We start from the raw sequence: 19,337 nt of genomic DNA, 5'->3' as shown, positions 1-19,337 counted from the left end.
GTAATGAATGCAGCAGTAAATGATTTGTGGCTTGCCATGACCAGTGAAGCGCGGGAATACGGTCGCAACGAACCGGTGCTGGCGAGCTTTTATCACGCCAGTATTTTAAATCACGCGAATTTTGCCGATGCCCTCAGTTTTCATATTGCATCTAAAGTGGGTTGCGATTCTGTTCCTGCAATGCTGATTCGCGATGTGTTCAGTGAAGCTTTTGTCAGTGATCCTAGCATTGTAAACTCGGCCGCCATGGATATCCGCGCCCATTTTGATCGCGACCCCGCCTGCGATCACTACGGCATGCCGTTTTTATATTTTAAAGGTTTTCAGGCAATTCAGGCGTATCGAATTGCCCACTGGTTGTGGACGCAGAACCGCGAGTCACTGGCATTGTTTTTGCAAAATAGAATTGCAAGTGTATTTGATGTCGATATTCATCCGGCCGCAGTCATCGGCTGTGGGGTGATGGTCGATCATGCTACTGGCTTAGTCATTGGTGAAACCGCCGTGGTTGGTAACAATGTTTCTATGCTGCATTCGGTGACCTTGGGCGGCTGTGGCAGCGGACCTGGCCCGCGCCATCCACATATTCGCGATGGCGTATTAATTAGTGCTGGTGCTAAGGTTTTAGGAAATATTGTTGTTGGTGAAGGAGCTAAAATTGCGGCGGGTAGTGTGGTGTTAAACACTGTGGCGCCGCATGCTACAGTAGCGGGAGTGCCGGCAAAGCAAGTCGGGGTATTATCTGTTGATTTGCCCGCGTTAAACATGGATCAATATATTAACGATGACGCCTAGCATGCCCGTTTATTTTTGGCTCAGTATTATTAGGTCGCATCTGTTATATTGTGAGATATAGATGTCGCATAACTACACAAAGGGAGGTGCTTGTGAGCGTTAAACTATTAGATAATAAGGCGTTTTACGGCTTTCGGGTGCGCCGTACGGTAGCAGGGAAGCTGTATCAGGAATACTTTTCGCTGAAGAACGGTGGTGCGCGGCTGGAAGGTAAATTAAAAAATGAAGTAGAGAAACAAGCGAATGAACGCGATGCGATTCTTGAAGCTGAGCAGCGTCGCTATCTTGATGAAACTAAAGAAGATCGCTGTTTTAAAAGTGATGGCACGGTGCGGGGAATTAGCTATTTACTCAAAACTGAGAAAAGCGGAAATTTAACCCCAATTTTTCAGGTTGGTGTGGCATCTAAGCTTGAGCAAAAAACCGTCTGTACCAGTTTTTCGCTTAATGCCCACGGTAGTGATGATGCGTGGCATAAAGCCGTTGAAGCTTATTCTAAACACAAGTCAATTCGTAAGAACTCAAAATTATACCAGCGCTTATTAAAAGCCATGCCGCAAGTGGGCTGATTGATGGTTTTGTATTAAATAGTGCGTGCGCACAAAAAGGGGGCTCATTGAGTCCTTTTTTTTCGTCTGCGCTTCTGGATGTCCGGTCAAAAGTGGAGTGTGACGCGGTGTTGGCTGAGTTCGATTGTAAGGCGGGGTTGGTGCTTTCTTTGAATTAAATTGGTTTTTACGGGGAGGGTTCGCGGGGCCTTGAGCGACCCCGCAGCAAGACTTAGCCTTTGTAGGCTGCAGCTGCTTTCATCACTTCAGCGCGCGCTTCTTCACTGCCTGCCCATCCGTCAATTTTTACCCACTTGCCTTTCTCGAGATCTTTGTAGTTTTCAAAGAAATGTTCAATTTGCTGGATCAGCAGCGCGGGAAGATCTGAAGGCTCCTTCACATCTTTGTAGAGAACCGAAAGTTTGTCGTGGGGTACGGCTAATAGCTTGGCGTCTTTACCCGCTTCATCGCTCATATTGAGGATGCCGATAGGACGAGCGCGAATCACTGAGCCGGGTACCACTGGGTATGGGGTAACGACCAATACATCGAGTGCGTCGCCGTCTTCTGACAGGGTGTTGGGAATGTAGCCATAGTTCGCTGGGTAGAACATCGGCGTGGCCATAAAGCGGTCTACCATCAACGCGTCGTAGTCTTTGTCGATTTCGTATTTGATCGGGCTGCTATTGGCAGGAATTTCAATGGCAACGAAGATGTCGTTAGGCAGGTCTTTACCGGCCGGAATTTGCGTGTAGCTCATGACGGGCTTCCATATTGGGTTGTGGTTAGGGTTGAAATCTGGGCCGATTATAAACTGTGTGAGGCTTTATTACCAAAGGTCGAAAAAGGTCGGCTACTACCGGGGTAGCAACCGACGAGGGGGGAGACTAAAAGGCTTCGTTCAATCCGCTGTGTTGCGGTTTAGCAATTCACTTGAACTTGCACCAGTTCACCCTCGGTGCGAACTTGGTAGCAGGGAATGGATACGGTTTCGTCTTCTAAGCAGTTGCCTGCTTCAAGGCTAAAGTGCTGCTTGTAAATGGGTGATGCAACGACCAGAGTCCCCTTTACGCTGCCAACAATACCGCGCGACAGGACATTGGCCTTACTAAAGGGGTCTTTGTTGGCCAGGGCGTAGACTTTGTCGTCTACCCGAAAAATAGCAACTTGCGTTTCGTCTATTAATGCGGCGACGCCGGCATTGGGCAGAATGTCGTCAAGGCGGCAAACGGTGGTCCAAGACATGGTGTATTCCTCTTATAGAGCAGTTTGATCCACCGCGATTTGACCGCGGTGGATCGTTAAGTATGGTTTAGGCAACCACAATCAGGTCGTCTGCATTCGTCATTTTTTCGGCGTCGGTGGCGGGACGAATCTGGCCGCGCTCTTGAATGAAAACAATTTCTTTGTCAGTTTTATCGGCATTCACAAAGCTGCGGAATTGCTTCACTTTCTCGGGGTTTTCAACGGTGGTTTTCCACTCGCACTGATAGGTGTCAACGACGTTCGCCATTTCTGCTTCAAGCTCGGCGCAGATGCCTAGCGAGTCGTCGATAACGACCTTACGGAGGTAGTCCAGTCCGCCTTCGAGGTTTTCCATCCATACTGAAGTGCGCTGCAGACGGTCAGCGGTGCGCACATAGAACATCAGGAAGCGGTCGATATATTTCACCATTGTGTCGGTGTCGATGTCCGAGGCGAACAAGTCGGCGTGGCGTGGCTTCATGCCACCATTACCACAAAGGTAAAGATTCCAGCCTTTTTCCGTGGCGATAACGCCAACATCTTTGCTTTGCGCCTCGGCGCATTCGCGAGTACAGCCGGAAACTGCCATTTTGAGTTTGTGTGGTGAGCGCAGGCCTTTGTAGCGATTTTCTAAATCAATGGCCTTGCCAACACTGTCTTGCACACCGTAGCGGCACCACGTAGAGCCAACGCAGGACTTGACGGTGCGCAATGACTTGCCGTAGGCGTGGCCAGACTCAAACCCTGCGGCGATTAATTCCATCCAAATTTTGGGCAGCTGGTCGAGGGTGGCGCCAAATAAATCGACGCGCTGGCCCCCAGTGATCTTGGTGTAAAGATTATATTTTTTGGCTACTTGGCCAACCGCAATTAAGCCATCTGGTGTGACTTCGCCACCCGCCATGCGGGGTACCACTGAGTAGGTGCCGTTCTTTTGCATGTTTGCTAAATAGCGGTCATTGGTGTCCTGCAGGCCTGCAAGCTTGGGCTCGAGAATATAGTCGTTCCAGCACGAGGCCATGATCGACGCGGCGGTAGGCTTGCAAATTTCACAGCCGTGGCCGCTGCCGTGTTTTTCCAGCAGCTCGTCAAAAGATCTAATTTGTCCAACTTTAACGAGGTGGAAAATCTCTTGGCGGGTGTAGGGAAAATGTTCGCAGAGGTCGGTGTTCACCTCAACGCCCATTTTGGTTAGTTCGGCGTTCAATACCTGGCCGACAAGCGCAGTACATCCGCCACAGGTGGTGGCTGCCTTGGTGCAGGCTTTAAGGTCGCCTACGGTCATTGCGCCGCCTTGAACCGCTGCGCATAAACCACCCTTGCTCACGTTGTTGCAGGAGCATATCTGGGCGACATCAGGAAGCGCGTCAACCCCTAAACCAACCCCAGCACTGCCGTCCAAACTAGGCAGAATCATACTTTCTGGTTGCTCGGGTAGGGTGATTTTGTTCAGGGCAAACTGGAGTAGGGTGCCGTAGTCATTGGCCTCGCCAATAAGCACGCAGCCAAGTAGGTGTTGGCCATCGCTGCTAACCACAATCTTTTTATAGACCTCCGCTTTCTCGTCTATAAAGGTGTAGCACTTGGCGCCTGGGGTGCTGGCATGGGCGTCGCCAATAGAAGCAACATCAACCCCCATTAACTTGAGCTTGGTGCTCATGTCGGCGCCAGTGAACGCCTTCTCTTCGATTCCGCCCAGCACATGGTCGGCGGCAACTCTGGCCATATCCCAGCCCGGCGCAATGAGTCCGTAGATGCGACCGCCCCACAGGGCGCACTCGCCAATCGCGTAAATCGCGGGGTCAGAGGTTAAGCAGGCATTGTCGATGACGATGCCGCCACGTTCGCCAATGGCCAGTTCGCATTGTCTCGCTAATGCATCTTGGGGGCGGATACCTGCCGAGAAAACTAATATATCGGTCTCGAGTTCTGCGCCGTCAGCAAATTGCAATTTGTGAACGCAATCGTCGCCATCAATGATTTGCTGGGTGTTCTTTTGGGTGTGGACGGATACGCCCAGATCTTCAATTTTACGGCGTAACAATGCGCCGCCACCTTCGTCAACCTGAACCGCCATAAGGCGAGGAGCAAATTCGATGACATGGGTTTTGAGGCCCAAGTCCATAATGGCCTTGGCCGCTTCTAAGCCAAGTAAACCGCCGCCCACCACTGTGCCAACTTTGGCATTAGCGGCAGCGGCGGTGATGGCTTCTAAATCTTCTATAGTGCGATAAACAAAGCAGTTTTTGCGATCGTGGCCCGGTACCGGTGGCACAAAGGGAAAGGAACCGGTGGCCAAGATTAATTTGTCGTAGGCGTATTGTTCGCCTTTGTCGGTACTGACCGTTTGCGCCGCGCGGTCTATGGCAATGACTTTCTCGTGGGTCAGCGCGGTGATGTTGTTGTCGCTGTAAAAGCCTTCCTTGACCATATTCAGCGAGGCGGCTTCGCGGGTTTCAAACCACGCGGTAAGGTGAACGCGGTCATACGCTGGGCGAGGTTCCTCGCCAATAACCGTGATATCGAATTGCCCGCCTTTGCCGCTTTCAATAATGGATTCAATAAATTGGTGGCCAACTGGGCCGTTACCAATGATGAGCAGGCGTTGTTTGTCAGTCATGGTTACTTCCTTTAATGCTGTGTGCGATGGCGTGCGTGGGCGGCCGGTGCTGCTAATGGATATTGCATAAAGAAAAGCAAAAGCTGTGCCACAGTTTTGATCATTAATTAAGGTATTGATTTTAAAAGGATATGCAGAGATTTCGCCCTTTTATAGGGCGATCTTGGTGGTCTAGTTAGGCTGGTCGAGGAGTTTGCTGGGGCGTCAGGGTCTATTTTGGTGCGTTATCGCGCGTCTTAGTGTAAGTGTTAGGCGCTCCAAAATAGTGCGGCGCAGGCTAATTGTCATCGGGAAATAAAAAATAAGCGTTTGTAAACAGTACCTTAGTGATTCCGTTCCAGGTGCCTGTGCATGTTTGGCACAGGCCTTGCTCTTCAGGAGTAATACTTTTGAATGGCCATAACGGAGCTGTTAATGTCTTCCTCGACCTTAAATGTGCTTGATCTCAAGCAAGAAAAAATTCGATTACTTCATCTCAGTTGGTTTGCGTTTTTCCTCAGCTTTGTTGTGTGGTTTAACTTTGCGCCGATGCTGTCGTCAATTAAAGAAGCCTTTGACCTGACTAATCAACAGGTTAAGGCGTTAATGATACTGAACGTGGCCTTAACTATTCCGGCTCGGGTGGTGGTTGGCATGCTAGTGGATCGCTTTGGTCCACGCATTGTGTACAGCGCGCTATTGGTGACCGGCGGTATGGTCTGCGTGGCCTTTGCATTTGCCAATAGCTATGAAGCGATTGCCCTATTACGATTTTTGATGGGCTTTATCGGTGCAGGTTTTGTTATTGGCATTCGTTTGGTGGGTGAATGGTTTCCGGCCCGTCAGGTAGGGTTAGCTGAAGGTGTGTACGGCGGCTGGGGTAATTTTGGTTCGGCCGCTGCCGCGATGGCGCTGCCTACGTTGGCGCTGTATTTTGGTGGCCCAGACGGCTGGCGTTACGCCATCGCCTCAACGGGGGTGGTAGCCTCTATTTACGGTGTGTTCTTTTACTGGCGCGCACGCAACACACCCAAGGGCTCTACCTACTTTAAACCTAAAAAGTCCGGCGGCTTAGTTGTTAGCAATAAACGTGATTTGATTTTTTACATTATTATGTGTGTGCCCATGTATTTGGCGCTGGCCACTTTAACGTGGAAATTGTCGCCGGCGAATTTAGGCCTATTAAATGACACGGCTTCAGTAGCGCTGTATGCGGTGTTAGTGGTTTTGTTTGTTGTGCAAATCAGCCAAATATTGCGGGTTAATAGTGATGTGCTGAACAATATTCCTATTCCGGAAATGCAGCAGTACAAGTTTAAGCAGGTCGCGATTTTAAACGTGGCTTACTTTGTGACCTTTGGGTCGGAGTTGGCGGTAGTGTCAATGTTGCCATTATTCTTTATGGAAACCTTTGAATTGAGTGCGGTAACTGCGGGTATGTTGGCCTCGGGTTTCGCCTTTATGAATTTGGTGGCGCGCCCCGGCGGCGGCTATTTGTCTGATAAATTCGGACGTCGTAAATCCTTGTCTATTTTGATTTGTGGTTTGGCTATTGGCTACATGGTATTGAGCAATATCGATTCGAGCTGGACGATCTGGGTTGCTGTGCTTGCAACCATGTGTTGTTCCTTCTTTGTTCAAGCTGGTGAGGGTGCTGTTTTCGCGATCGTTCCTTTAGTTAAGCGCAGCATGACCGGCCAGATTGCCGGTATGACCGGCGCGTATGGCAACGTTGGCGCGGTCATCTTTTTGACGGTATTGTCTTTTGTTAGCGCGTCGAACTTTTTCCTCGTCATTGCAGCCTGCGCTGGAGTGATCTTTATCGCAGTGCAATTCATGGAAGAGCCGCAAGGTCATACCGCCGAAGTGAATGACGACGGCAGTGTCGCGCTGATCGAAGTAAGCTAAAGTGCTAGGGTTGTTCAGAACTTACTCGGTGATTCACCTTGGGACGTTTTAATGCACTTTGATGGCGGTTTGAAATTGGCCATTGCCCAGCGCAGCAGCGCTGGGCAAAAATCCGTTAATGAAGACAGCTTGGGGATTTGCGTTCCCAAAGATGAGCAGTTGACGACCAAGGGCGCGGTTGCGGTTATTGCCGATGGTGTGTCGGCAGCCGAGGCAGGCAAAGAAGCCGCAGAAACCTGTGTTACCGGTTTTTTGAGCGACTATTTTTCGACGCCGGATTCTTGGTCAGTTAAGCGCTCCGCCCAACAGGTGCTAAATGCTTTAAACCGCTGGCTGTATGGTCAGGGCCAAAATTATTTGCAGGCTGAAAAAGGCTATGTGTCGACCTTGAGTATTGCCGTTTTTAAGTCGCAAACTGCACATTTATTCCATGTTGGCGACAGCCGAATTTATCGATTGCGCGATGGCTGTCTTGAACTGCTAACGCGCGATCACGCCATGCCCATAAGTCGGGGGAAATCGTATTTAACCCGCGCCATGGGCTTGGATATTAACTTAGATGTGGACTACCGCGCGGCCGATGTGGCCTTGGCGGATATTTTTCTATTGAGCACCGATGGTATTCACGATTTTTTAAATAGTAGCCGTATGCAGGCCATTATTAGTGATGCGGGCGATGATCTCGATCAGGCTTGTCAGCGAATGATTGACGATGCCCTAGCTGCGGGCAGTGACGATAATCTAAGCTGTCAGTTATTGCGGATTGAGGCCTTGCCGCTGGAAGATGCGGGCGATGTCTATCGAAAATTGACCGCCTTGCCATTTCCCCCGCCGCTATCTGCGGGCATGGTGGTGGATGGTTTGGTTATTGAGGATGAGATTCACGCCAGCCCTCGCAGTCAACTATACAAAGTATACGATGCTACGGCTGATCGGCACTACGCGATGAAAACGCCATCGGCAAATTTTAATGACGACCCAGCCTACATCGAACGCTTTATTTTAGAGAGCTGGGTGGGGCGGCGTATTCAGAGTGAATACGTCATCGAGGTCATCGATCCGCCACAGACGCCGACGTGCTTGTACTATTTGTCGGCATTCGAGCCGGGGAAAACCCTTGGCCAGTGGATGACTGATCATCCGCAGCCATCGACGCAGCAAATGTTGGATATTATTTTGCCTGCGGCTAAGGGCCTGCAGGCGATGCATCGCCGCGACACAATTCATCAGGATGTTAAACCCGATAATATTTTGATAGGAGATAATGCTCGGGTAAAAATTATCGACTTTGGTTCTTGCTATGTTGCTGGTTTAGCCGAAATTGCCGTGCCAATCATTCGCGACAGGGTGCTTGGAACGGCTCAGTACTCGGCGCCGGAACATGTGTTGGGGCGACGCCCTAGCACCAAGGCCGATCAATTTTCGCTGGCCGCCATTGTGTTTGAAATGCTCACGGCGCATAAGCCTTATCAAGGTCGTTTGGAAAATTGCACGACAACAGCTGCGTTTACGCGTCTTGAATATATTTCGGCAAGTCATTACAACCCTCATGTGCCGCTTTGGCTAGACGCTGCCCTATGCCGTGCTTTGAGCATTAGTCCGGAACTTCGCTATAACGATATTTCTGAGTTTGTTCACGACCTTCAGTTTCCTAACCCAGTGTATAGTAAGGATAATTTCCAGCCATTGCTAAGCCGTAATCCCTTGATGGTTTGGCAGGGAATATCCTTGATATTACTCATTTGCCTGATCTGGAGTTTGGGTCATTAGTGACGGCGTTGGCACATCGTAATTCCATGTTCTTTATTTTTGGTCATATGTGGTGCAATGCACACTGAAATGCCATTTTCTCTATGTTTGAAAGTGGTGCACTGAAATCACAAAAACGGCCTTTCCTGTTTTTTGTCGTACAGCAAACATCCCCGTTGCCCGTGATTTTTGTGCCCTTGTGCGCAGAACCACCGCCTATTTCACCGAAAGCCTTAGCTAATTCGTCAGTGCACAAATAATTTCATACCGTTGGCGCGGCTTTTGCTATCACTAACGTGAACACGTTGGTGAATAAGGGAGTGCAGTACTTTAGGTTCTGCACTGTTCGGTAAAGGACTGGAAATACGTCGATGTGCTTGGTGAAAATTCCATTGCTTGGTGTTATTAAATGCGCGCTCTACAGTGTTTTGCTCCTGCTTTCGGCAGTGGTGAATGCAAGTGACGGCGCCAGTTTAAAAACTGAGGCATTAAATTTATTCAGTGATATAAAATTAGCCGAAGAGAAATTGCCCACGCGCACGCCCACCATCGCGCTCTATATTGCCAATAGTGATAAACGTTTTACAATTCAGTCGGTAAGGGTGAGTGTTGACGGCCGCGAAAGGGCACGTTATAGCTACAGTGAATTAGAAACCCAAACCTTGCTCGACGGCGGCTTACATCTTTTAAGCAAATTGGCGTTACCCGAAGAAAATCATACGATAAGTGTTAAATTTGCAGTGACAGAGGTGGGCGCCGGCCCCCACGCCGAGCGCTTATACCCGCGCTTCGAAAAAGCGATTTCGGTTGCGGAAAATACCCAGTGGGAATTAGAGCTGATTCGCGGCGGCTGGTTGCAATGGCAAGACAAAGTCGCGATTCAATTACATGATCATGGCCCCGAAAATAGCGTGAGCAGTGGCTATAGTCATCCCCGTTTCAGATCAATTTACTTCAATGCCAAGCGGCATTTTTCTTTCGACGCCCTCGCTGATGCAATGGTGATGATTAAACGTGGTGTCAGCGCGGGGCAATTTTCTGAACAAGTAAAGCTCGCCTTAAGTCGCAGTGCGCGCGACTTGGGGTTAACGGAAGTTCCGACGAGCTTACAGGGCCTTGTCGAGTTTGATCGGCTAAGTGAAGAATCCAAGCCCAGTAGTATGTTTAGTCATTTCAATACCGGCGCCGGCCTCATTCAACAGGGAAAATATGCCGAAGGTGTCGCCCTTCTCGCGGCACTGAGCGAAGGGGAGTTGCTTGCGCCGGATGAGTTACTCCTTCGCGATAAAGTCAATTTGGCGCTGGGTTATCATTTTTTAAAGCAGGGCGACAGCGAGCAATCGGTAAATTATTTCAGTCAAGTACGGCGCTTGAGTCCCTATGCTAATAAGGCGCTGGTAGGTCTTGGTTGGGCTTTGCTGAGCCCACGTCAGAATCAGGCGGCGCCGTTGGTCGCGAGCGATGACCATTCCCGCCAGGCAATAGCGACAGCCACGCCTTATTTGTGGTCAGGATCAGAGGATGAAATAGCGTGGGCACGGCGACATACACCATTTCGACGAGCGTGGGCGATCGCTTCTGGCGGTAAGGAAGAGGATCTGCAGGCGGCGATGGTGCCGTGGATGGAGTTGGTAAATCGCGACCCACTAGATCCCGCAGTACAGGAAGGTTTGTTGATTTTGCCCTACGTAATGTCACATTGGGCGGGTCAGGCACAACGCGCTGAGCGCTATTACGTCGCTGCAAGCAGTCGTTTGCAAGCGGCATTACAACACTTGCGTGGAGCAAGCGCCGATATTCAACGTGGCGGCTTGCGCGCTGCGATTGACCTAGCTGATCAGCGTGGCGGCAGTGGCTGGGATATTTGGCTGTCGGCCTTATACGAGGATAAGGATGCTTACCTCGACTTATTGCTTGATAGTCCTAATTTTCACCAGGCACTGAGCGAGTATCGTCAATTAGTACGTATTCGCAATTTACTCGGCGCATATCAGGCTGGTGCGCTAGTTGCGGTGGGTGGCGGAGAATTTAACGCGAAGCTAGCGGCGTTGTTGCCACGGTTGACGGCGAGTATCGCAACGCGGGCAGCGACGTTAGATCGCGAGGCACTGGCTGAAATCGGTCGTCATCACCGGCGTACGGAAATGTATTTAGCCGAGGCCAGCTTTGCCTTGGCAAGGAACCATGAGAATACGCGGCGCAAGTTAAGCGGTGTGGTATGGGATGGGGAGCTGAGACGATGACAGTCGTCACAACGTATCAATCAAAACACCTAGGCCTGCCGGTTGTCGCGACGCTATTACTCGTATGCACTCTGCTTAGCGCTTGTCAGCAGAGTGTAAAGCCAGGTGGCGAGTCGCAAACCATCGGTGGGATGTTGGCGCGGAATGGTCAGGGTCCTGATCGTTTGTTCATGGAAAAACTGCCTGCCAAGAAAATAGCAGATATTGACGCCGAGAGTCAGCGCGTTGAGGCTGCCGCCTTAAAGCACTACCAAGCCATATTAACGCTAGATTCGGCGCCCGGTGTGCGGGCTGAGGCAATACGTCGCTCCGCAGATTTGCGTATTGAGGCCGCGGGGCAAGGTCTTGATATTAACGCGGACGAGGTCGCGTTGGCCATCGGGCTCTATCGCGATCTTCTGCTTGAATTTCCCGACTACCCAAATACAGATCATGTGATATATCAGTTGGCACGAGCCTACGAATTGTCGGGTCGCGCGGAGCTTGCTATTGATACCTTGCGGGGCTTAGCAGAGGACTTTCCCAAGTCTTCTCGTGCAAATGACGCCTTGTTTCGGTCTGCCGAAATGCTTTATTTGCGCAAGCGCTATGCCGAGGCTGCTGCCCAGTACGGTAAATTAATCACCCAAGATGCTGCCATGCCCTACTGGCAGATGGCGCAGTATAAATACGCGTGGAGCCAGTATCTGCTGAGTAGCCCCGACTTGGCCGTCGATGCCTTTACGGCGATTCTGATGCAATTGAAGCCTCGTCGGGAGGTGCGCAGCGTGGCGGAGTTAACGGCGCTGGTCCCGGCTGCGAAAGCAGAATTGTTGAGTGACAGCTTGCGGGGTCTGTGTTTGGCGCTGGCCGCAAAGCCGGAAGGGCATAATATTAACGCCTATTTTGCGGCACTCTCCGGCAAGCAATTCTCCCCTTTGGTATATAGCAGTCTTGGCGAGCTCCTGCTAGGTAAGCAACGTTACACCGATGCGGCGAGCGTATTTGACGCTTTTGCGAGTGCTTACCCCCAGCATGACTTAGCCATTAGCTACAGCGAAAAAGCGATTTCGGCCTATAAACAAGGTGGATTTACCGCCTTAATGATTGCTGCGCAAGAGGCGTATATCAAGCGTTATGCGAATGACTTAGTCGCGGCAGCCGCAGCGGATACAGCGCCAGCCAAGTTAAATTTAATACGGGATTATATGGTTGAGGTGGTGCGCTTTCGCCATGCCGAGGCGCAGCAGACGCCGGATAGCGAAGCCAATTTACGCCAAGCACGTTTTGTCGCGGTGGCGGCGGGCTATCGCGAAATGCTCGTCATGTTCCCCAATGACCCAGAATTTGCGACAACAAGCATGCGCTATGCTGATGTGCTATTTGACGCGGGCGAGCTTAATGCCGCCGCTCGGCAATACACCTTAGTAGCCTACGATTTGCTCGCGTACGACAAGGCTGGGGATGCGGCGTTGGCGGCGGTACAAGCATATAGAGCATGGCTGGCGGTTGCGCCAGCGCAAGAGCGCGATACCGCCCAGCAAGCGGTAATTGCCGCCAGTGCGCAACTCGCCAGCGTTTTCCCCCACCACCCTGAACGCAGTCGCGTAGTGCTGGCTAGCGCCGAGGATTTGTACGCGCTAAAGCGCTATGACGAAGTCCTTGCGTTGTGTGTGCCACTGTTGGCAGGTGCGCCATTGCCAGCGTCGAGTTTGACGCAAAAGGCACTAAGTGTGACTGCTGACGCCTTTTTTGCCCAAGACAATTATACGCAAGCTGAGATTTACTACAGCAAGCTATTGCCGATGCTCGAGGCTGAGTCGGCGCTGCAAAAAATGGCGGCAGACCGTTTGTCGGTATCGGTATATCGTCGTGGGGAAGTGGCCAGAAATGCCGGTGACAGTGTTTTGGCGGCAAATTTATTTATGCGCGCCGCGCAGTTAAGTCCAACAGCGGAATTACGGGCCAATGCCAGTTTCGATGCGGCGGGGCAGCTTTATGCCAGCCAAGGCTGGGGTAAAGCGGCCAGTGTGCTGCAGGATTTTCAGCGCGCGTTCCCACGCCATGCTATGGCGGCGGAGGGAGATAAGTTGCTTGCCGAAACCTATCAGAAATCGGCGCAACCGGTACTTGCCGCCGGGGTTTACGCTCGCATTGCCACGCGCAGTGACGAGGCGTTTGAAACTCGTCGTCAGGCCAGTGCCCTGGCGGCAAGGCTTTATGACTCTGCCGGTCAGGGGGAGGCAGCTCGCACTGCGATAAAAAATTATATTGCGCAATTTCCGACGCCGCTGCTGGAGGCTCAGCAGTTTCGTCAGCGTTTGGCGACGATGGCAAAGGCCAATAGCCCTGAGCATTTAAATTATTTGCGCGAAATTATCGCCGCCGATCAGGCTGCAGAGATGCCACTTGTCGCATCGCAATTACTCGCTGCCGATGCCAGTTTGCAATTGGCGATGGTCGATGTGCAGCAAGCTAATAGCGTTGAACTGAGGCTACCTATCGCCAACAGTTTGCCTCGGCGTCAGCGCGCTATGCAAACCGCTATCGACAGTTTGGCGCGCGCAGCAGCCTATGGTTTTGCCGATATTACTACTGTTGCTGGTCACGAACTGGGCGAGCTTTATCGTCACTTTGCGGCTGCCTTAATAAAATCGGAAACACCGCGTGAATTACACGGTGATGTCCTTGATGAGTACACCTTGCTTTTGGAAGAGCAAGCCTACCCCTTTGAAGAGAAAGCGATTAGCGCTTTTGAAGCCAATGTGGCGCGGGTTCGCGAGGGCGTGTGGACCGCCGGTATGCGTAAGAGTCTTGTGGCTTTGGCCGAACTCGCCCCTGCTAAATATGGCAAACAGCCTGAATTGGAGAATAGCTATGACTCGCTTAATTAGGATTTTTGCGGTGCTACTAATAATAGCCACGGTGGCTGGGTGTAGTGCAGGGCCGCCGCCAATGAGGTCGAGTCAGTCCGCCGCTAAATCCGCGCTGACAGAATTTGATAATGCACTAGTGCTAATGAAAAGCGGCGATAGTCAAAGCGCCATACAAGCATTTTTAGCATTGAGTGAGCGACATCCTCGTGCCACTGGGCCGCTGACTAATTTGGGGATACTCGCGGCGCGCCAGCAGCAACAAGAGTCTGCGGCCAAGTACTTTTTGGCTGCGCTACAGCGGGATGCGCAAAATGTTACAGCGTTAAATTGGATGGGCTTTGTTACCAGCAAAAGCGGAAATTTTACCGGTGCTTTAGATTGGTATACCAAGGCATTGGCTGTTCGCGGTGATTACGCTCCCGCGCATTTGAACCTGGGCATTCTTTACGAAACGGTGTTTAAACGCGGTGACCAAGCACTTGAGCACTACCGCCGTTATCAGGAACTGACCGGCGGTGACAATATGCTGGTCAGCGCATGGATCCATAATCTGGAGTCCGCAAGCGATTATGTTGCGGTGAATATGTCGCAGGTGAACAGATGAAGGGCATTCAATTTTTAACAGCGACATTGGTGTTAAGCGCCGCGCTGCCAGCCGCTGCCGAGCAAGATATGGGCGTGACGATTCACGGTGATGATGAGGCGGCGGTGGGTTTGTATTTAATGCCCTGGGGGGACGAGCCGGTGAGTGATATCGATCGGCCGCCGCAGTTGATTGATGAGAGCCCCAAGCCCATTAACGCCGACGAATTTCAGCGTTACGCCGAATGGCATCAGGCCCACCGCGCTTATCGCTACTGGCGTTTACAGTCCAATAACTGGTAGTGCAGAAGATATCTTCAGGCGCATTAGACATTACATTTTTGAGGAATAATTATGGAAGCCCTATCGACGTTCGTTGCGTTTTTTAACAATGGCGGTCATTTCATGTACCCAATAGCCTTGGTGCTTGCCTTTGCTGTTGCCATCAGTATCGAGCGCTTTATTTTTTTGAACAAATCCCTCAGGGATAATCGGCGGTTTTGGGCAAAAGTGTGGCCCATGTTAAGTGCCGGTAAGCTTGGCGAGGCTGAGAGTTTGATTGGTAATTCAACGCTGGCAGTGGCGCATATTTTGAATTGTGGTTTAGAGCAAGCTCGCATTGATAGTCGCCGCAGCGATGTAGAGATCGCCACTGAAGACGGTTTGATGGCGTTGTTGCCCGCCATTGAGCGCCGTACTCATTATCTTGCGACGTTTTCAAATGCAGCAACCTTGCTGGGGCTACTCGGCACGGTGCTGGGTTTGATTGGCGCCTTTGGTGCGCTGGGCAATGCCGACCCCGTGGAAAAAGCCAATTTGCTGTCGGCGGGTATTTCTGAGGCGATGAGCTGCACCGCATTTGGTTTGATGGTGGCGATTCCCTCGTTATTTGCCCACGCCTATTTGCAAAGTCAGGCAGGGGAGTTAGTCGACACCTTAGAGTCTGCTTGCTCGCGATTTGTCACCGCGATTAGTCGCAGTAAATCACTGCAGCACTGAGGGATAACAATGAGCGCCATGTTTGGTATTGAGCCAGAATTTGAGGAGGGGCCGCGCAGCTCACGGCGCTTGCGCCGCCTAAAACGGCGCCTGCGTCAGCGACCCGATGGCGAGCTGAATATTGTGTCGATGATTGACGTGTTTGCGGTGCTGGTATTTTTTCTCTTGGTTGGCTCATCGATTTCTGCCAGTAAGCTACACGCGCTGAAATTGAGTTTGCCGTCGGTGTCGCCGTCGCCTGTGGTGAGCGAAACGCCGACCCTCGATTTAGCGGTAAGTTTGTTTGAAAATTATTTGGAAATTACGAATAGCGATGGTGTGGAAAAAAAATTGCCCAAGCGTGATTCGGGCTACGACACCGCAGGCCTAGCGCAGGCGCTAATTGACATTAAAAGCACACATCCGAGTGAAACAACATTAACCCTGTTTATTGCAGAAGACATTGCCTACGCCGACATTGTGGCGGTGATGGATAGCAGTAGGGAGTACCCAGTAGGCACATTCGGGGTTGATGGCAGCACCGCCTTGTTTCCCGTGATTTCAATGGGGGATGCTGCGCCAGGCAGTGCCAGTGCCAGTGCCAGTGCCAGTGCGGAGTCGGGAGTGTTGCCATGAGCCGCCGTCAGGAGCGAAAGCTAAGTCGAAAAATTAAACTTGGTAGCCGTGATGTTGCAATTAATGTGGTTTCGCTAATTGATATCTTCGCCATTTTAGTTTTTTACTTATTGGTTAATGCCTTGGTGGTTGAGGTTATTCCCGAGTATCAGAATTTAACATTGCCCAGCTCGATTGCCACTGAGAAGCCCCAGCGCACGGTCACCGTTGCGGTGAGCGCTACGGATATTTTGCTCGATGAGCAGCCAATAATGAGTGTTGAGGCGGCGCTCCAGTCGGAGCAGCGCGTACTTGGCTTGCTAGCGGCAGCGCTGCGACCACTGACGGGGGCAGAGGGTGTTGCTGGCACGACGGAATTAGGTGCAGCGCAGTCGCGCAGCGGAGACGTGAATATTGTTGCCGACCGAGATACGCCGTATCGGCTGCTTAAAAAGGTTTTAGCGACCTGTGTCGATGCGAATTTTGACCGTGTATCGCTTGCCGTACGGGAAATTACTCAGGGAGGCGGGGCATGAACAGCGTGATGTCTGGTCCACGTATATCGAGCCAAGTCGCTAGCGGGCATTCCGTCTTGGGTACCGATTACTGGGGAATTATGTTTGCCGCAGATCGGCATTTTAAGCGAATTCTCAGTCATGTTATTAGCCTGCTGCTGGTGGTTTTACTTGTCTTATCTTATTGGGTCGTTGAAACCCCTGAGTTCGCGGCGGTAAAACCGACGGTTAATTATGCTTTAGAGCTGCTGCCGGTACCCACGCCAAAGCCATTAGCAAAGCCGGCAGTTGCTAAGCCGCAGCCAAAGCCGACTACCATCGTCCAAACATTAAAACCAGAACCACTTGCGCCAGCGCCTGTGGTGGCGCAAGTAAACAAGACGGTGAATGTGAAACAGCGCGAGCAGGATGCTGCGGCCGCAGCGACGCGGCGGCAGGCGGCGGCAAAGGCCGCAGCCGCGCAGGCTGGCGTTATGGCCTTTAGTGAGCAGTTAGCGCAGCTGCGCGACACCAGCGATAAGGTGCTTGTCGCCGAGCAAAACCTGCGCCACCGGGGCGCAGTGAGTAAGGAATCCGTCGACGTTAGCGTCAACCAACTTTCGGCAAGTAAAAGCAGTGCTGGTCATGGTGATATTGGTCAGCGTAGCGTTAGCGGCCAGCAGGGTAGTGCTGGCGTGGGGCAACACAGTACCGAGCAGCTGGCTGCGATTCCGTCGCGGTCGACGGCTACCAATAGTCACGGTGGTGAGCTTGGTAATGTGAAGCCATCGCGGAGCTTGGAGGAGATTCAATTAGCGTTTGATCGCAGTAAAACGGCTTTTTATACCATCTTTAATAGGGCCGCTCGCAAAGACACTAGCATTCAAGCTGGCACGGTGGTCGTTAGCCTTACCATACAGCCGGATGGTTCGGTGAGTGATTGTAAAATAGTGTCATCTAGCTTTTTTAATCCTGATTTAAAAGAAAAGCTTTTGCAGCGCGTGAGTATGCTGAAATTTGAGGCGAAGGCGGTTCCGGCTTTTACCTACTCTAATTACCCTATTAGTTATATGCCCTAAAAGGGGCGGCCACGGTTTGCTGTCTATCGCGATGGGTTTGTGTGCCCAGCATCCGCTGTGTCGATTTGCTTCTTTATGGTGCCGCACAAAAATAGCACAGAATTTCTACGTGACATTTATTGGTGCAGTAATATATAAAATTTAATTTTTTCGTATTTTTGGCATAGTAGATATTTTGGTAATAACATGATTTATAAGTATTTTTAAATTAAGTTCGTCTCATGTCTGGTTGTGGCGCGTTGTTTGCTAAATCTTAGGCATCGCAAATTTATTGAGACAAGTATTGTTTGCGGTGTGCATCTGCCTAACAAACATTTATCTTAATGAGACACATTATGCTGAAAAAGAAATCATTAACCTCGGCTGTTTCCCTCGGCTTATTGGCTGCAGCAGCGCAAACAACGTTTGCGGCAGAATCAATTACCGAAGCGCTTAGTCAGGGCGAGGCCCATTTGAATTTGCGTCTGCGTTACGAGTCGGTTGCGGAGGACGTGGCGGCCGGTGGCAATAAAACAGGCGACGCGCTAACCCTAAAAACCCGCGTAAATTATAAAACCGAGGGTTTTAAGGGCTTTAGTGGCTTTGTTGAGTTTGACGACGTGAGCAATTTTGCTGGTGATTCCAACGACAGCGTGAATGGGCAAGTTTCTGAATCGCTGATAGCCGATCCGGTAGGTAGTGAAGTGAACCAAGCCTATATTAGCTATAGTAATTGGAATAGCGAATTTAAATACGGTCGTCAGCGCCTGACCTATGATAATCACCGTTTTGTTGGACACGTTGGCTGGCGTCAAAACGAGCAGACCTACGACGCGTTTACTGCGGCGAATAGCAGCGTCGAAAACCTGAAACTTAATTACGCACATATTGCCAATGTAAACCGGATATTTGGCGAAGCCAGTGTGGTGGGCGACACCGAAATGGATTCTCATCTATTGAACGCCAGCTACACCCTGCCTGCCGGTACGGTGACCGGCTATGCCTATTTGCTTGAGACCGATGATAATTTTGCCGGCTTTAAACGTATGGATACCGATACCTACGGTGTTCGCTGGCAGGGTGTGGCGGGTGATCTTGCCTATAATGTAGAGTACGCGAGCCAAGAGAGCGCGGGTAAAAACCCTGCCGACTACAGCTCAGACTATATGCTGGTTGAAGCCAGCTATAAGCTTGCGCCGCTGACCTTAGGTCTTGGCTATGAAGCGCTTGGCGCTGACAAAGATGGCTTCTTTATTACGCCGCTGGCGACCTTGTTTAAATTCCAAGGCTGGACGGATATGTTCCTCAATAAAGGCTTGGGTAATATCAGTGAGGGCATAAACGACACCTACTTTACCGTTGGTGGCGCCGCACTGGGTGTGAAATGGCTATTGGCCTACCACAGCTTTGAGTCTGAGCAGAATAATGCCGCCGGTGATAGTGACCTAGGTTCTGAGCTTGGCGCTATGGTTACCAAAAGTTGGGGGCCATACTCTGCGGAGCTACGCTATGCTAGTTATAGCGCCGGAGACAGCACGGCCTTTAATGGCGGCGGCCTGAGCTTAAAGGACACAGAGAAAGTATGGCTGACCATGAGCGCTAACTTCTAAACACGAAAGTCTAATCGCGCAATGCGGTGCGCTGGCGTAGAGCTGGCGCGATAGCAGT

16 protein-coding genes are annotated in these 19,337 nt (G+C 51.1%); 13 read left to right on the top strand and 3 right to left on the bottom strand.

Translation table 11 applies throughout. The features are described from left to right. Window positions 1–3 precede the first annotated feature (3 nt). Window positions 4–795, top strand: coding sequence for a serine O-acetyltransferase (cysE, locus tag HNQ57_RS12380; protein ID WP_184463399.1), 792 nt, complete (start codon window positions 4–6; stop codon window positions 793–795). A gap of 92 nt (window positions 796–887) precedes the next feature. Continuing rightward, window positions 888–1,364 carry a hypothetical protein gene (locus HNQ57_RS12375; RefSeq protein ID WP_184463397.1) on the top strand — a complete coding sequence of 159 codons (477 nt, stop codon included), beginning with the start codon at window positions 888–890 and terminating at the stop codon, window positions 1,362–1,364. A gap of 211 nt (window positions 1,365–1,575) precedes the next feature. Here HNQ57_RS12375 and ppa read toward each other — a convergent pair whose 3' ends face one another. The 3 genes from ppa to nirB all read right to left on the bottom strand — a co-directional run bounded on the left by ppa (window position 1,576) and on the right by nirB (window position 5,208). After that, complete coding sequence (gene ppa, locus HNQ57_RS12370) at window positions 1,576–2,103, bottom strand: inorganic diphosphatase (RefSeq protein ID WP_184463395.1); 528 nt, start codon at window positions 2,101–2,103, stop codon at window positions 1,576–1,578. 161 nt (window positions 2,104–2,264) lie between these two features. Continuing rightward, the gene (nirD, locus tag HNQ57_RS12365; RefSeq protein WP_184463393.1) at window positions 2,265–2,588 is read right to left on the bottom strand and encodes a nitrite reductase small subunit NirD; all 324 of its coding nucleotides are present in this window, start codon (window positions 2,586–2,588) and stop codon (window positions 2,265–2,267) included. Between the two features lie 67 nt (window positions 2,589–2,655). After that, the gene (gene nirB / locus HNQ57_RS12360; protein WP_184463391.1) at window positions 2,656–5,208 is read right to left on the bottom strand and encodes a nitrite reductase large subunit NirB; all 2,553 of its coding nucleotides are present in this window, start codon (window positions 5,206–5,208) and stop codon (window positions 2,656–2,658) included. A 414-nt stretch (window positions 5,209–5,622) separates the two neighbouring features. Between nirB and HNQ57_RS12355 the strand changes: the two genes are divergently transcribed. The 11 genes from HNQ57_RS12355 (at window position 5,623) to HNQ57_RS12305 (ending at window position 19,279) form a co-directional block, all read left to right on the top strand. Then, the gene (locus HNQ57_RS12355) at window positions 5,623–7,095 is read left to right on the top strand and encodes a NarK family nitrate/nitrite MFS transporter (RefSeq protein ID WP_184463389.1); all 1,473 of its coding nucleotides are present in this window, start codon (window positions 5,623–5,625) and stop codon (window positions 7,093–7,095) included. Between the two features lie 51 nt (window positions 7,096–7,146). Further along, window positions 7,147–8,865, top strand: coding sequence for a bifunctional protein-serine/threonine kinase/phosphatase (locus HNQ57_RS12350; protein WP_184463387.1), 1,719 nt, complete (start codon window positions 7,147–7,149; stop codon window positions 8,863–8,865). 350 nt (window positions 8,866–9,215) lie between these two features. Next, window positions 9,216–11,087, top strand: a complete 1,872-nt coding sequence (locus HNQ57_RS12345) for a tetratricopeptide repeat protein (protein ID WP_184463385.1) — start codon at window positions 9,216–9,218, stop codon at window positions 11,085–11,087. Beyond that, on the top strand, window positions 11,084–13,960 hold the full coding sequence (locus tag HNQ57_RS12340; protein ID WP_184463383.1) for a tetratricopeptide repeat protein: 2,877 nt from the start codon (window positions 11,084–11,086) through the stop codon (window positions 13,958–13,960). Before HNQ57_RS12345 ends, HNQ57_RS12340 begins: the two co-directional genes overlap by 4 nt. After that, a complete protein-coding gene (locus HNQ57_RS12335; RefSeq protein ID WP_184463381.1) occupies window positions 13,944–14,546 on the top strand; it encodes a tetratricopeptide repeat protein in 603 nt (200 codons plus the stop codon). Before HNQ57_RS12340 ends, HNQ57_RS12335 begins: the two co-directional genes overlap by 17 nt. Then, window positions 14,543–14,827: a hypothetical protein gene (locus HNQ57_RS12330; RefSeq protein WP_184463379.1), complete on the top strand. Its 285-nt coding sequence runs from the start codon at window positions 14,543–14,545 to the stop codon at window positions 14,825–14,827. The genes HNQ57_RS12335 and HNQ57_RS12330 overlap by 4 nt, the downstream gene beginning before the upstream one ends. A gap of 51 nt (window positions 14,828–14,878) precedes the next feature. After that, window positions 14,879–15,523: a MotA/TolQ/ExbB proton channel family protein gene (locus tag HNQ57_RS12325; RefSeq protein ID WP_184463377.1), complete on the top strand. Its 645-nt coding sequence runs from the start codon at window positions 14,879–14,881 to the stop codon at window positions 15,521–15,523. A 9-nt stretch (window positions 15,524–15,532) separates the two neighbouring features. Beyond that, a complete protein-coding gene (locus HNQ57_RS12320; protein ID WP_184463375.1) occupies window positions 15,533–16,138 on the top strand; it encodes an ExbD/TolR family protein in 606 nt (201 codons plus the stop codon). After that, window positions 16,135–16,653 (top strand): ExbD/TolR family protein, encoded by a 519-nt coding sequence (locus HNQ57_RS12315; protein ID WP_184463373.1) that lies wholly within the window; start codon window positions 16,135–16,137, stop codon window positions 16,651–16,653. Before HNQ57_RS12320 ends, HNQ57_RS12315 begins: the two co-directional genes overlap by 4 nt. After that, the gene (locus HNQ57_RS12310; RefSeq protein WP_184463371.1) at window positions 16,650–17,690 is read left to right on the top strand and encodes a TonB family protein; all 1,041 of its coding nucleotides are present in this window, start codon (window positions 16,650–16,652) and stop codon (window positions 17,688–17,690) included. The genes HNQ57_RS12315 and HNQ57_RS12310 overlap by 4 nt, the downstream gene beginning before the upstream one ends. Before the next feature lie 335 nt (window positions 17,691–18,025). Beyond that, a complete protein-coding gene (locus HNQ57_RS12305; protein WP_184463369.1) occupies window positions 18,026–19,279 on the top strand; it encodes an alginate export family protein in 1,254 nt (417 codons plus the stop codon). The last annotated feature ends 58 nt before the right edge of the window (window positions 19,280–19,337 follow it).

This window comes from Zhongshania antarctica (genome assembly GCF_014202945.1).
GTDB lineage: Bacteria > Pseudomonadota > Gammaproteobacteria > Pseudomonadales > Spongiibacteraceae > Spongiibacter > Spongiibacter antarcticus.
Note: the sequence above shows the minus strand (reverse complement) of the source record. Positions and strands in the feature narration are given on the sequence as shown.